At 74.4% G+C, this 12295-nt stretch carries 13 protein-coding genes and 1 pseudogene; 7 read left to right on the forward strand and 7 right to left on the reverse strand.

Going from position 1 to position 12295, the window contains the following annotated elements; all coding sequences use genetic code 11:
- The first annotated feature begins 224 nt into the window (after positions 1-224).
- The gene (locus FM076_RS11345) at positions 225-764 is read left to right on the forward strand and encodes a type 1 glutamine amidotransferase domain-containing protein (protein WP_173869965.1); all 540 of its coding nucleotides are present in this window, start codon (positions 225-227) and stop codon (positions 762-764) included.
- Positions 765-803: 39 nt separating this feature from the next.
- On the opposite strand, the gene FM076_RS11350 is transcribed toward FM076_RS11345, so the two are convergent.
- Both FM076_RS11350 and FM076_RS11355 read right to left on the reverse strand, forming a co-directional pair.
- The gene (locus FM076_RS11350; protein WP_173869967.1) at positions 804-1457 is read right to left on the reverse strand and encodes a universal stress protein; all 654 of its coding nucleotides are present in this window, start codon (positions 1455-1457) and stop codon (positions 804-806) included.
- A gap of 138 nt (positions 1458-1595) precedes the next feature.
- A complete protein-coding gene (locus tag FM076_RS11355; RefSeq protein ID WP_173869969.1) occupies positions 1596-2024 on the reverse strand; it encodes an ATP-binding protein in 429 nt (142 codons plus the stop codon).
- Between the two features lie 225 nt (positions 2025-2249).
- On the opposite strand from FM076_RS11355, the pseudogene FM076_RS11360 reads away from it, so the two are divergent.
- The 5 genes and pseudogenes from FM076_RS11360 (at position 2250) to FM076_RS11380 (ending at position 5829) form a co-directional block, all read left to right on the forward strand.
- Positions 2250-3053, forward strand: a pseudogene (locus FM076_RS11360) (helix-turn-helix domain-containing protein).
- Entirely contained in the window at positions 3050-3235 is a 186-nt protein-coding gene (locus tag FM076_RS11365; protein ID WP_173869971.1) for a DUF397 domain-containing protein, read from the forward strand. Before FM076_RS11360 ends, FM076_RS11365 begins: the two are co-directional and overlap by 4 nt.
- A gap of 243 nt (positions 3236-3478) precedes the next feature.
- Positions 3479-3985 carry a DUF664 domain-containing protein gene (locus tag FM076_RS11370; RefSeq protein WP_173869973.1) on the forward strand — a complete coding sequence of 169 codons (507 nt, stop codon included), beginning with the start codon at positions 3479-3481 and terminating at the stop codon, positions 3983-3985.
- Positions 3986-4309: 324 nt separating this feature from the next.
- A complete protein-coding gene (locus FM076_RS11375) occupies positions 4310-5380 on the forward strand; it encodes a helix-turn-helix domain-containing protein (RefSeq protein WP_173869975.1) in 1071 nt (356 codons plus the stop codon).
- 23 nt (positions 5381-5403) lie between these two features.
- Positions 5404-5829, forward strand: coding sequence for a pyridoxamine 5'-phosphate oxidase family protein (locus tag FM076_RS11380; RefSeq protein ID WP_173869977.1), 426 nt, complete (start codon positions 5404-5406; stop codon positions 5827-5829).
- Positions 5830-5922: 93 nt separating this feature from the next.
- Here the strand turns inward: FM076_RS11380 and crcB are convergent, their stop codons facing one another.
- The 3 genes from crcB to FM076_RS11395 are packed head-to-tail and all read right to left on the reverse strand — an operon-like array spanning position 5923 to position 7111.
- On the reverse strand, positions 5923-6297 hold the full coding sequence (gene crcB / locus FM076_RS11385) for a fluoride efflux transporter CrcB (RefSeq protein WP_173869979.1): 375 nt from the start codon (positions 6295-6297) through the stop codon (positions 5923-5925).
- Positions 6294-6641, reverse strand: a complete 348-nt coding sequence (locus FM076_RS11390) for a DUF190 domain-containing protein (protein ID WP_173869981.1) — start codon at positions 6639-6641, stop codon at positions 6294-6296. Before FM076_RS11390 ends, crcB begins: the two co-directional genes overlap by 4 nt.
- Positions 6638-7111: a fluoride efflux transporter FluC gene (locus tag FM076_RS11395; protein ID WP_173874673.1), complete on the reverse strand. Its 474-nt coding sequence runs from the start codon at positions 7109-7111 to the stop codon at positions 6638-6640. Before FM076_RS11395 ends, FM076_RS11390 begins: the two co-directional genes overlap by 4 nt.
- Positions 7112-7839: 728 nt before the next feature.
- Between FM076_RS11395 and FM076_RS11400 the strand changes: the two genes are divergently transcribed.
- Entirely contained in the window at positions 7840-8538 is a 699-nt protein-coding gene (locus FM076_RS11400) for a transglycosylase family protein (RefSeq protein ID WP_173869983.1), read from the forward strand.
- A gap of 135 nt (positions 8539-8673) precedes the next feature.
- On the opposite strand, the gene FM076_RS11405 is transcribed toward FM076_RS11400, so the two are convergent.
- Both FM076_RS11405 and FM076_RS11410 read right to left on the reverse strand, forming a co-directional pair.
- Positions 8674-10266 (reverse strand): YfbK domain-containing protein, encoded by a 1593-nt coding sequence (locus FM076_RS11405; protein WP_430625925.1) that lies wholly within the window; start codon positions 10264-10266, stop codon positions 8674-8676.
- 292 nt (positions 10267-10558) lie between these two features.
- A partial coding sequence (locus FM076_RS11410) for an AfsR/SARP family transcriptional regulator (RefSeq protein ID WP_202034915.1) occupies positions 10559-12295 on the reverse strand: 1737 nt, incomplete at its 5' end.

Genomic DNA, 12295 nt, shown 5'->3' on the forward strand with positions numbered 1-12295 from the left:
GGCTCGGTCACCCTCGGTTGAGGCTCGGCGGATCCCCTCCGGTTGAGGCTCGGTGGATCCCCTCCGGTTGAGGCTCGGCGGATCCCCACCGGTTGAGGCTCGGTGGATCCCCACCAACGGCAATTCGCCCCGTTTGACACCTTTCGGAGGCCGGATGGGAGCCTGGTGGGGTCAGACCGCGCGGGTACCGCCCGCAGCGACCGACACGAGGGAAGCCCACCACCATGACCGACGAACTGCACGGCAAGAAGGTCGCGATCCTCGCCACCGACGGCGTCGAGCGCGTCGAAGTCGAACAGCCGCGCGGCGCGCTCCACGCCGCCGGAGCACGGACCGAGCTGGTCTCCCTGCACCCCGGCGAGATCAACGCCCGCCAGTCCGACCTCCACCCGGCGGGCACCTTCCCCGTCGACACCAAGGTCACCGACACCTCCGCCGAGGAGTACGACGCCCTGCTGCTGCCCGGCGGCACCATGAACCCCGACCAACTGCGCACCGCGCCCGAGGCGGTCCGCTTCGTCCGGGACTTCATGGAGAGCGGCAAGCCTGTCGCCGCCATCTGCCACGGCCCCTGGACGCTGGCCGAGGCGGGCGTGCTCAGCGGCCGGCGCCTCACGTCCTGGCCCAGCGTCCGCACGGACCTGCGCAACGCCGGGGCGGAGGTCGTCGACGACGAGCTGGTGGTGGACGGCAACCTCACCACCAGCCGCGGCCCCCAGGACCTCCCGGCCTTCTGCCGGGCCCTGGTCACCGAGTTCGCCTGACCCGCCCCCGCCCCCGCTCCCGCCCTCGCCAGGGGCGGCTTACGCGGGGCTGAGGAAGAAGTCCTCCGGGGTGGCCCGGCGCAGGGCGGCCCGGTCGTGGCGCGGCAGGTGGGGCGCCGGGACGACGAGCACCGGGCACGCCGCCCGGGCGAGCACCCGGCGCGCGGTCGCCCCGTAGCGGCGGCCCCACCGCGCTCCGCGGGCGCCGATGACCAGGCGGTCGTCGGGACGGTCCGCCGCGCCGCACAGAGCCCGCCAGGCGCGGTCCCGTACGAGGCGCCGCTCCACCGCCACCACGCCGGGCGGGTCTCCGCCGAACGCCTCGTCGAAGGCCCGGCCCAGTCGCGCGCGGGCGTCCTCCCGCCAGTACGCGGCCCATTCCCGGTCGGGCCGCAGCATGTAGGCCGCCTCGCCCTCGGGCGGCTCCCAGGCCAGCACGGCCACCAGCGCGCGGCCACCGGTGCGGGCCTCGCGCGCGGCGGCCCGCAGCGCCGCCAGGCCGGCGAGCGACCCGCTCACGCCGACGACGAGCCGGCCCGGCCGGGGCGGCCCCGGCTCGGACCGGTCCGAGGGTCCACCGGACGTGCCCCGCCCGCCGGCCCCGTCGGGTCTGTGCGCCCGTCCGGATCGTCGGGACCGTCCGGACCGCTCTGACCGTCCTGACCGCCGTCCGGCGTCCTCTCCGTCTCCCATCGCGCTCTCCTCCTCGTCGGCATCGTTCCTTCCGTCCACGGCGGCCCGCCCAACAGCTGCCGTACACGGCAGTGTTGCCCCGATTGGCCTGCACCGACAGGGCCAATGAGTGGGAATTGGTCTGCGACGGGGCCAGTACTAGCCGTCCACCTCCGCCCACACCGTCTTCCCCGGCCCCAACCGGGGCCGCACACCCCAGCGAAGGGCCAACGCGCCGACGAGGACGAGCCCTCGCCCGCCGTCCTCCAGCGCGGTGGGCACCAGCCGGACCGGCCACGCCGGGTGGGTGTCCGACACCTCGATCCGTACGCGGCCCGTTTCGCACAACCGCGAAAGCCGCAATTCGAAATCCCTTCCGGAAATACGCCCGTGCAGGGCCGCATTCGCGGCGAGTTCCGCGGTGACCAGCGTCGCCTTTTCGGAAAGCGGGGCGTCGTAGGGGACGCCCCACACGTCGAGTTGATACGCCACCAGACGGCGGGCCAGGCGTGCTCCCCGCCGCGTCGCGGAGAACCTCTGTACGAACTCGTCCGCGCGGGCGGACACGTGGGGGTGGGCTGTTTCCATGGCCGCCAGCGTTGCCGGGCACCCAGGCCGGCAACAGGGACTCCACTGGTACAACTCCGTCTGGGCGGGTTCCGTCTCTGGACTGGGCGCGCAACCTCCCCCCATCCTTGGGCGGTTGAGCGGGGAAAGGGCTGTCAGCACGAGAGGTATTCGGCAATGACGTCGAACTCGGAGAACGAGAAATTCCCGGCGCCGTCCACCAGCGAGCGCGAGCCCGTCCCCGAAGTGTCGGACGGACTGAAAACCTACGGCGCGGTCCTCAAAGCGCTGCGGACCGAAGCGAACCTCACCCAGGAAGAGTTCGCTCCCCTCGTCCGCTACTCCGAGCACTACATCGCCAAGATCGAACAGGGCAAGCGGTTCCCGCCCGAGAAGTTGCCCGGGCGGGCGGAGGATGTTCTCGGCCCGCTCGCGGGCAAGATCCTCCGCGCCCCCGCGTGGAGCTTGCGGCGCAAGCCAGGGCTCGCCTCGTGGTTCCAGCAATGGGCGGGCATCGAGGAGGAGGCCATCACCCTGTGTACGTACGAATGTCGGGCCGTCCCTGGCTTGTTGCAGCCGGAAACGTACATCTGAGCGTCCCTTGCGCGGCAGATGCCGCCCCACACTGAGGCAGAGATCGACAAGGTCGTCGCAGCTCGGTTGGAACGGCAACGGCTCCTCGTAGACCGGCCGAATACAGCCTTCAGCTTCATCATCGAGCAGTGCATTCTCGAACGGGCCGTGGGTGGTAAGGCCGTCACCATGAGCGTGATCGACCACCTTCTGGAGGTGGGACGTTGCACCAACGTCGAGATCCAGGTGATGCCGCTCCGACAGGAGGACCACGCAGGAACGAACGGGCAGCTGTACCTCGCAGAGACCGAGGACAACCAATGGTTCGGCTACACGGAAGGACACCAGTCCAGCACTCTGATCAGCGCTCCCAGCGACGTGAGCGTCCTTCTCCAACGCTTCGGCAAGCTGCGTTCCCAGGCTCTCGATTGCCGGGCTACCGTGAGCCTGCTGGAACGACTGCGAGGAGAGCTATGAGCACCACGGAGCTGAGCTGGTACAAGAGCAGCTACAGCAGCGCAGACGGTGACAACTGCGTGGAGGTCGCCATGCAGCCGGAGACGGTCCACATCCGGGACACCAAAGACACGGACCTCCACCCCCTCACCATCTCCCCCACCGCGTGGGCGGCCTTCACCGCGCACGCGGGGGCGCGGTAGGAGACGGCTGGAGTCGGGACCGGGGGCCTGGTCCCGACTCCGCCGCGCAGGAAGGGGTGGAAACGCCTCGGCGTGGCGAAGGTCCGCGTTCGCGTCCGAGCAGCCGCTCCACGATGCCGTGGCCGAGCCACCCCCTGCCCCCCTCGCCCCACATACCAACCAGTCGGTCTCCGAAACACACCCCCTCCCCAAGCCCCTTCCCCCACCTGGACAGCGGCCTCGCGGTCGGGAATGCTGCGCGCGGTGACCCGTATCGACGACAAGCCTCCCGCGTGGGACGAGCGCACGCAGCTCACCACGTTCCTCGACTACGCCCGTGACACCGCCCGCGCCACATGCGAGGGCGTCTCCCCTCAGAACGCCCGCACGTCGCTTCTGCCGGGCTCGCCGCTGATGACCCTGAGCGGGGTGATCAACCACCTGCGCTGGGTCGAGTACCACTGGTTCCAGGTGATCTTCCTCGGCGAGGAGGACCAGGGCCCGTGGACCGACGAGGACCCGGACCGCGAGATGCGGATCGCCGTGGACTTCCCCCTCCCCCAACTGCTCGACGAGTACGCCGCGCAGAGCGCCCGCTACCGCGAACTCGTCGCCGCGAACGACCTGGACACCAAGGCCCGGCGCCCGCTGAGGAGCGGACTCCACGTCGATCTGCGCTGGATACTCCTCCACCTCACCGAGGAGACGGCCCGCCACAACGGCCATCTGGACATCCTGCGCGAGATGCTCGACGGCACCACCGGCGACTAGGGGCCGCCCCACCGAGGGCACGCGACTCAGGACACGCGCCCGGGCGGGTGGGAGGAGAACACCTCCCACCCGCTCCGCCGTGGTGACGCCCCCCGGCCCCGGCCCCGGTGCCGCGCGCCGCCCCCGTAACGCTCCCCCTGCCGGTGCGCGGCACCGAGGGCTCTCCCCCGTGTCCCCCGGGCCCCCGTCGTTCCCCCGTGGCAGGCATCCTGCCGTCGGCGGGGACCCGCTCGCATTGCCGGGATCCGGCAGTCTTCTCTAGGGTCTGCGTGCCGGACGGCGTCAAGGAACCGTCAGGGCGACGTCAAAGATGCGGGAGTACGGGTGAGCGGGGCGACGGCGGACATACCGGAGGCGTACCTGGAGGGGTACGCCGACATCCTGGCCGAGGTGTGCGCCACCGGCCGCCGCCTGACGCGGGACGAACTGGAGGCGCGGCGGGCGCTGGGCGAGCGCGCGGCCGACGCGGGGTACGGGCTGCGCGCGCTCGTCGGCGCGCACCTGTCGGCGGCCCGGGCGGCGTGGCCGTCGCTGCCGGGCGACGCCGACAGCCTGCTGGCGGGCCTGTCCCAGGCCGTCGACGCGGTGGCCGAGGGGTACGAGCGCGCGCAGCGGCAGGCGGTGCGCCAGGAGGAGGCCGCGCGGCGGGAGTTCATCGACGACCTGCTGCACGGCCGCAGCGACCTGGGGCGGCTCGCGGAGCGCGCCGAGCGGTTCGGGCTGCGGCTCTCGCACAGCCACGCGGTGGCCGTCGCGCGCGGTCCGGTCGCCTACGACGAGGGCGATCCGGTGGCGCGCCAGGTCGAGCGGGCGCTGATCGCCCGCTTCCAGGACCGGGGCGTCCTGCTGACCACGAAGGAGGGCCGTCTGGTGTGCGTCGCGCCGGGCGACCAGCCGGAGGTGCTCTCCCACTTCGCCAAGCACGGGTACGCGGCGACGGGCGGCGGCCAGGTCGCGGTCGGCCGCGCCCAGCCGGGGCCCGGAGGGGTGGTGCAGTCGTACGAGGAGGCGCTCGGCGTCCTCGACCTCGCGGAGCGGCTGCGGCTGGAGGAGCCGGTGCTGTACGCCGCCGACCTCCTCGTCTACCCGGTGCTGACCCGCGACCGGCAGGCGATGGCCGATCTGGTGGAGGCGACGCTCGGGCCGCTGACCGGCGCGCGGGGCGGGGCCGGCCCGCTGCTGGAGACGCTCACGGCCTACTTCGACTCGGGCTGCGTGGCGGCGGAGGCGGCGCGCAGGCTCTCGCTGAGCGTGCGGGCCTTCACCTACCGGCTGGCCCGGATCGAGCAGCTGACCGGGGCGGACGCCACCGATCCCGCGCACCGCTACATGCTCCAGACCGCCGTGATCGGCGCCCGCCTGCTGGGCTGGCCCACCACGCCGCCGGGGTCGTGACGAGGGCGGGTAGCGTTCCGCGTATGAGCACACACAGCGCTTCCCCCGAGGCGGCCGGGGCGGACGGCGGTCCCGGTTTCTGGGAGGAGCGGCGGACCTGCTTCCTGACCACCCCGCGCCCGGACGGCACCCCGCACCTGGTGCCGGTCGGGGTGACGTACGACCCGGCGACCCGTATCGCGCGGGTCATCAGCAGCCGCTCCAGCAAGAAGGTGCGCAACGTACTGGCCGCGGGGCCCGGGGTGCGGGTCGCGGTGAGCCAGGCGGAGGGGCGCCGCTGGTGCACGCTGGAGGGTACGGCGGTGGTGCGGGACGACGCGGAGTCGGTCGCCGACGCGGAGGAGCGGTACACCCGCCGCTACAAGCCGCCGCGGCCCAACCCCGAGCGGGTCGTCATCGAGATCACCGTGACCCGGGCGATGGGAACGGCGAAGCCCCCGGGCTGGTGACGGCCCCCGGGTCCCGGTGATCCACGAGTCCCGGCGACCCCCGGGTCCCAGGGCGGGGCCGGCTCCGAACGGCCGCGGCCTCGCCGGGACGGGTCAGCCCCACAGGGCCCGCGCCGCCGCCGCGCCCGCCCAGGCGGCGCCCAGTCCGACGGCCAGGCTCGCGGCGACGTTGGCCAGCGCGTAGCGCGCGGCGCCCTGTTCGGCGAGCCGCAGCGTCTCGTAGGAGAACGTCGAGTAGGTGCTGAGCGCCCCGCACAGGCCGGTGCCCAGCAGGAGCTGGACGTGCGGGGAGGCGGCCCCCGCGAGGGCGGCGCCGGTGACCAGGCCCAGGATCAGGGAGGCGGCCACGTTCACCAGGAAGGTGCCCCAGGGGAAGAGCGTGTCGTGCCGGGACTGGACGGCCCGGTCGGTCAGATAGCGCAGCGGCGCCCCGACGGCGGCCCCGGCGACGACGAGGACCCAGTTCACCTCGCGGCCTCCTCGCGGCCGGGGAAGCGGACGACCTCCACCTCGTCCAGCAGCACCACGCCCTCCCGGGCCGGCTCCTCCAGTTCGGGGAGGAACGCCCGGACGCGCTCGGGCGCGTCGACGATGACGACGGCGACCGGCAGGTCCTCGCTGAGGGACAGCAGCCGGGCGGTGTGCACCAGGGAGGAGGCGCCGAAGCCCTCGATACCGTGGAAGACGCTGGCCCCGGCGAGACCGGCGGCGCGCGCCCGGTGCACGATCTCGGCGTAGGCGGGCTTGTGGTGGCACCTGTCGCTCTCGCCCAGCAGCACGGTCAGCCGCAGGGCCTTGTCCGTCGTCGTCATGGCCGCCTCCGGCGGATCAGGCGGCGGGTGAGGGCCGCCGCGAGCCAGACGGCCGACACCGCGGCCGCCGGTGTCAGCACGAGGTAGCCCAGCCCGAGGCCGGGTGCGCGGGCGTCCAGCAGCCGCTGGGCGTCCACGGCGTAGGTGGAGAAGGTGGTGAACCCGCCCAGCACGCCCGTCCCGAAGAAGGGGCGGACCAGGCGGTGGGGCGACCACGTCTCGGTGAGCGTCACCATGAACACGCCGATGACGGCGCACCCGGTCACGTTCACGAGCAGGGTGGTCCAGGGGAAGGTGCCGGCCGGGGTGGGCCACAGCAGGGCGGCACCGTAGCGGGCGCAGGCGCCGAGGGCGCCGCCGAGGGCGACGACGGCGAGCACGGGGCCCTGAGCGCGCCACCACCGCGCCGGGGATCGAACGGATGGTCGAGCGGGGGAGGGTGGAGCGCCGTCAGCGGTGGTGCCGACCATGGCGCCCGCTGTGCCACCCGCCGTACCGTCAGCACGGCCGCCGGAGGTTCCGTCAGCCATACCGTCAGCGCTGCCGCCGGACGTTCCGCCGGTGGTGCCGGGCCGGGCCGCCGCCATCCCGCCTGGCCGCTCCCGCGACCGGGAAAGCCTTGCCACATCCGTCTCCTACTCGCCGGGCGCTCATGGGCGCGCACCCTCACAAGCAGGGACCGTTGGCGGCACCGTGCCGCGGTTCGGGTCCGGCGAGCCCCACCGCCGTGCGGCACGCCCCGTCGGGGCCGCCGCTCGCTTCAGATTACCGCCCGCCCCACCCGTCCCGCACGCCACGAGGGGCGCGCCCACAAGCCGCGCGGGGACGCGCCCACAAGCCGCGCGGGGGACGCGCCCACAAGCCGCGCGGGGACGCGCCCACATGCCACGAGGGGGTGCGCCGAACACCGGTGCGGCAGGGGGTTTTTCCGCACCTCGCAGCGTCCGGGCGCCAACCCGCCCCGAAACGCCCGAGTCTGTGACGCTTGTCTCCCACGGTTACGTCACACCCGCCGGCACCGGACTCCACGCAAGCGCATCACCTGCGCAGATGCCGCCGTTGCGTGTCAAGCCACCGTAACGATCTTCGCCGTACCCAACTGGAGCAACTCGGACAGCTGTGCTTACTGTCGCTCCCGCTCAACCCGTTCGCCTCGAACTCCTGGGCGAACAGCCGCGACCGTAAGGAACGAAAGACCATGCTGTTCTCCGGCAAGGGCCGCCACCGCCGCCCCTCCAAGGCCACGCGCATCGCCACCGTGACCGGCGTCGCCGGCGCAGCCGTCGCCCTTCCCCTGGTGTCGGCCACGGGTGCGAACGCCGCCTCGGTGGACACCTGGGAGAAGGTCGCCCAGTGCGAGTCCTCCGGCAACTGGCACGCCAACACCGGTAACGGCTACTACGGCGGCCTCCAGTTCAACAACTCCAGCTGGGCCGCGGCCGGCGGCACCAAGTACGCCCCCCGCGCCGACCTGGCCACCAAGGACCAGCAGATCGCCGTCGCGGAGAAGCTCCTCCAGCTGCAGGGCCCCGGCGCCTGGTCCTGCGCGGGTGCGGGCGGCCTCACCTCCGGCGGCCCCGCGGCCGACGTGCACCCCGACGGCGGCAGCGCCCCCCAGCAGCAGGCCCGGCCCCAGCAGCAGGCGCAGCCCCGGCAGCAGCAGGCGCAGCCCAAGCCGGCCCAGCCGAAGCCCGCGCAGCCCGCCAAGCCGGCGCAGCCGCAGCAGCAGGCCCCGAAGACCGGCCACGGCAACTACACCGTCAAGTCCGGCGACACCCTCAGCACGATCGCCGAGGCGCACGGCACCGACTGGCACAAGCTGTACGAGGCCAACAAGTCCACCATCGGCGACGACGCCGACCTCATCTTCCCGGGCCAGAAGCTCCAGATCGGCTGACCCCACAAGCCGACCGGCCCCAGGACCGCCATGGCCCGCGCCCCTTCCCCCGAGGACGCGGGCCATGGCCCTTTCTCCGCTCCGCCCTGGCGCCTCCTCGGCCGGGTTTCCGTCCCGCCCGCGGCGCCGGCCGCCTCAGCCGACGCGCTCCGCCCGGCCGATGTCCCGCGCCAGTCCGGCTGCCGGGCGCAGGCCAGGGAGCTTGGCGAGGAGGGTGGCCTCGGTGCGGAGTTGGGGCAGGGAGGGGGCGGCCGGGAGGGGCGGGGTGGTGTTCTCGCGGGCGGGTTCGAGGGAGGGTGACGGGCCGCCGGGCGCGTCCGGGGCCCGGGAGACGCGTGGGTCGCCGCCGGGACCGCCCGTGCCGCCGCCGCTTTCCCCGTCACCGCCGGGACCGCCCGTGCCGTCACCGCCTTCCCGGCCGCCGCCGGAGCGGAGCGCGTCGGCGAAGTAGGCGGCCACCGCGGCCAGCCGCAGGTACGGGGAGACCGTTCCGCGCTTCTCCTCCCCGGACGGCCACAGCGGGCCCGCAGTCAGTGCGGCCGCCTCCACATCACGCGACTTCTCGTGGGGGGTGCGGCTGTCGGGGTCCAGCCAGCGCACCGTCGCCGTGGCAGCCCTGCCCGTGGCGCCCTTCTTCAGCCGCACCGCGTACAGGGCCGTCACCGTGTGGCCGGGGCCGATCTCGCCGCCGTCCACCCGGTCGTCGCGGAAGTCCTCGTCGGCCACCGCGCGGTTCTCGTAACCGAGCAGCCGGAAGTTCTCGACCCTCGCGCGGTCGAAGACGACCTGCGCCTTCGCGTCGCGGGCCCGCAGTTCGATGCTGCGGGGCAGCTGGTTGGCGAAGACCTCGCGCGCCTCCCGCCGGGTGGACAGGTAGACGGTGTGCCCGTCGCCCTTGTCGGCGAGGCGCTCCATCAGGGCGTCACCGTACTCGCTGCCGACCCCGACGCCGAAGAGGGAGACGCCCTGCTCCCTGCGGTGCCGTTCGACACCGCGGAGAATCGCCTTGGCGTCCGTCTCACCGCTGTTGGCCAGCGCGTCCGACATCAGGACGACACGGTTGACGGCTCCGGCGCGCCGGTGCCCGGCCGCCTGCCGGTACCCCTCCTTCATTCCGGCACCCAGGTTGGTGCTGGCCTGCGGCTCCAGCCCGGCGACGGCCCTGCGGAACCTCGCCCGGCCGCCGTCGTCCAGCCGTGTCATGGGCAGTACGGTCCTGGCCCGGTCGCTGAAGGTCACCAGCGAGACGGAGTCGCTGCCGCGCAGCCGCTTCGCCGCCGTTCGCAGCGCGTCCCTGACCAGGTCGAGGCGGCCCGCCTCGGCCATCGAACCGGAGACGTCCAGAACGAAGGTGAGCACGGCGGGCCGCCGGGGCGCGTCGGGGTCGCTGCTCCGCGTCGCCAGCCCGACGCGCATCAGCGACCACCCCGGCTCCCCGGTGCGGGCCCCGTCCGCCGAGACGGAGAAGCCGTCCCCCTTCGGCCGCTCGTACCCCTGCGGGAAGGTGTTGACGAACTCCTCCGTGCGGACGGTCGCCGGGGCCGGGCGGGCGCCGTCGCGCAGGGTGCGCCGGGCGTAGCCGTAGGAGGCGGTGTCGACGTCGAGCGCGAACGTCGAACGGAAGTCGGACGGCGTGCGGGTGCCGCCGGGCCCCTCGGTGCCGCCGGGTCCTTCGGTGCCGCCGGGTCCTTCGGTGCCGCCCGGCCGCATGCCGTCCGGCTGCGGCACGGCCGGGCCGCGACCCGGCGGACCCCCCGCCCTTCGCCTCGTCGGCCAGGTTCTCCGGGTGCGTCCCGCCCGTGCAGCCGGCCAGTGCCGCCGCCGTCACCAGTGCGAGTGCCGCCGCCACGACGCGTCCCCGTGCCATCCGTCTCTCCTCACGCCTCACGCTGTCGCCCGCTCCTGTGCGTGCGGGGGTATGACGTGGCGGCGGCGCGGACGGACCCCGCCGTCCGGTCGCGAAACCGTGACGATCCGGCAACAGGGGCGGGGGCCGGGGCGGGGGGCCGGCCGCTCCCGGTCAGGCCCCGGCGAGCCGCGCCCAGTGGGGGGCCAGTTCGTCGAGGAGGGCGCGGGTGCGCGGGGGAACACCGCGGGCGGGCCCGTGGAGTTCGGCGGCGTACCGCACCACCGCGCGGACGGCCTCGTCGAGGGTGTCCGCGTCCCCGGTGGCGTGCGCGGCCCGCACCAGTTCGTCCCACAGCCGCTCGTCCGCGGGGGCGCTGCGCAGCGCGGCCCGCACGGCACCGACCGCCGCGGCCGGGTCCTGCGCCCTGAGGTGCTCGGCGGCCAGCGCGAGACCGACCTCGGCGACGAGCAGCGGGTGCTGCGCCTCGGCGACGTCGTGGGCGAGCCAGCCGTAGCGGCCCTCGGGGCGGTCGGCCAGCAGGGGCCCGCGGGCCAGTTCGAGCGCGTCGGCCAGCTGCCGCCGGCGCAGCCGCGCCGCCAGCTTGGCGCCGCGCTCCCCGGTGCACCCGTGGTGGAGGGTGCGCAGGACGTCCCAGTCGGAGACGACGGAGGGCCGCAGGGCGAGACGGCCGTCCTCACCGGTGGTGAGGCGGTGGGTGCCGTCGGGGTCGGTGCCGAGCCAGTCGCGCAGGCGTGCGACCAGGGCGTCGCGGACGTCGTCGCCGACGCCCTTCGGCCACAGGGCCGAGGCCAGCACCCGCGGGTGCACCCCGTCCCGGTTGAGCAGCAGCAGGGCCAGCGCCTCGTGGAGGGCCGCGCTGCGCGACTCCTCGGGCGGCTCGACGCCGACGACCTCGTAGCGGCCCATGAGGCGCGCGTACACCGCCGGACGCCCGCCCGCGCTCAGGTCGACGCGGAAGCCGGGACCCCGGCTGCCCTCGGTGTGGACGTCGTCGGTGTCGGCGAACAGTTCGACCACGGCGGCGCGCAACGGCGCGGGCAGCAACTGGGCGCGGACGGCGAGCCCCATCCGGTCGGCGGCGAGTGTGCCGTCCTCCTCGATCCGGAACTCCCACACCACGCTGGGCATCGGCAGCCGGCCCTCGGACACGCCGACGACGAAGCCGACGGCCGGCCCGTCGCCCTCGGCGAGCGCGGCGAGCCGGCGCGCCTCCTCGCCGGTCGGCTCGGCGCCGACCAGCACCACCTGCGAGGGGGCGGACCGCCACGCACCGGCGCCCTCCGTATCCGCTCCCGCCCGCCCGACGGCCTCCCGCCCGGCAATTCCCCGACCGGCGGCCTCCCGCTCCCGCAACAGCGTGGCCACGTCCGGCAGATGGCGCATCCGGCCGGGCGCCAGCACGGTCAGCTCAGCGCCGAAGCCGACGAGGGTGATCCCGGTGACCTGCGACCAGCTGCCGGTGGCCAGTTCGGCGGCGACGGAGGCGAGCACGGCGTCCCGCAGCTCCGGGTCGCCCGCGACGGACACCAGCCCTGGCACGGACTCCAGGTTGAGCAGCAGCCGCGCCTCCCCGCGCAGCCCCAGGCAGACGAGCCCGGGGTAGGGCGGAGCCGCCTCGGTGTCCACCTCGCCGCGCAGGTCGGCGCGTTGGACGGTCCAGAAGCTCCGGTTCTGCCCGTACCGCCAGGGCGCGGGCGGCTCCTCGGTCTCCTCGGCGAGCTGGAGGTGCAGGTCCTGGCCGGTCAGCCAGGCCGCGTAGACGACGGGCAGCGGACGGCCGGCCGCGCGCAGGTCCTGGGCCAGACCGCGCAGCGCGTGGTCGAGGAAGCGGACCGCGTCGGGGTCGGCGCCCGCCAGCAGCGCGTCCCGGGCGCGGGCCGCCGGGTC

Source organism: Streptomyces albus subsp. chlorinus (assembly GCF_013302895.1).
Classification (GTDB): Bacteria; Actinomycetota; Actinomycetes; order Streptomycetales; family Streptomycetaceae; genus Streptomyces; species Streptomyces chlorinus.

Bases quoted from the DNA above. Each gene is read 5' to 3' on its own strand.
- FM076_RS11390 (WP_173869981.1), bottom strand. From the start codon at position 6,641: ATGACGACGACGGACAAGGCCCTGCGGCTGACCGTGCTGCTGGGCGAG.
- FM076_RS11345 (WP_173869965.1), top strand. From the start codon at position 225: ATGACCGACGAACTGCACGGCAAGAAGGTCGCGATCCTCGCCACCGAC.
- FM076_RS11365 (WP_173869971.1), top strand. From the start codon at position 3,050: ATGAGCACCACGGAGCTGAGCTGGTACAAGAGCAGCTACAGCAGCGCA.
- FM076_RS11350 (WP_173869967.1), bottom strand. From the start codon at position 1,457: ATGGGAGACGGAGAGGACGCCGGACGGCGGTCAGGACGGTCAGAGCGG.
- FM076_RS11355 (WP_173869969.1), bottom strand. From the start codon at position 2,024: ATGGAAACAGCCCACCCCCACGTGTCCGCCCGCGCGGACGAGTTCGTA.
- FM076_RS11395 (WP_173874673.1), bottom strand. From the start codon at position 7,111: ATGGTCGGCACCACCGCTGACGGCGCTCCACCCTCCCCCGCTCGACCA.
- FM076_RS11400 (WP_173869983.1), top strand. From the start codon at position 7,840: ATGCTGTTCTCCGGCAAGGGCCGCCACCGCCGCCCCTCCAAGGCCACG.
- FM076_RS11380 (WP_173869977.1), top strand. From the start codon at position 5,404: ATGAGCACACACAGCGCTTCCCCCGAGGCGGCCGGGGCGGACGGCGGT.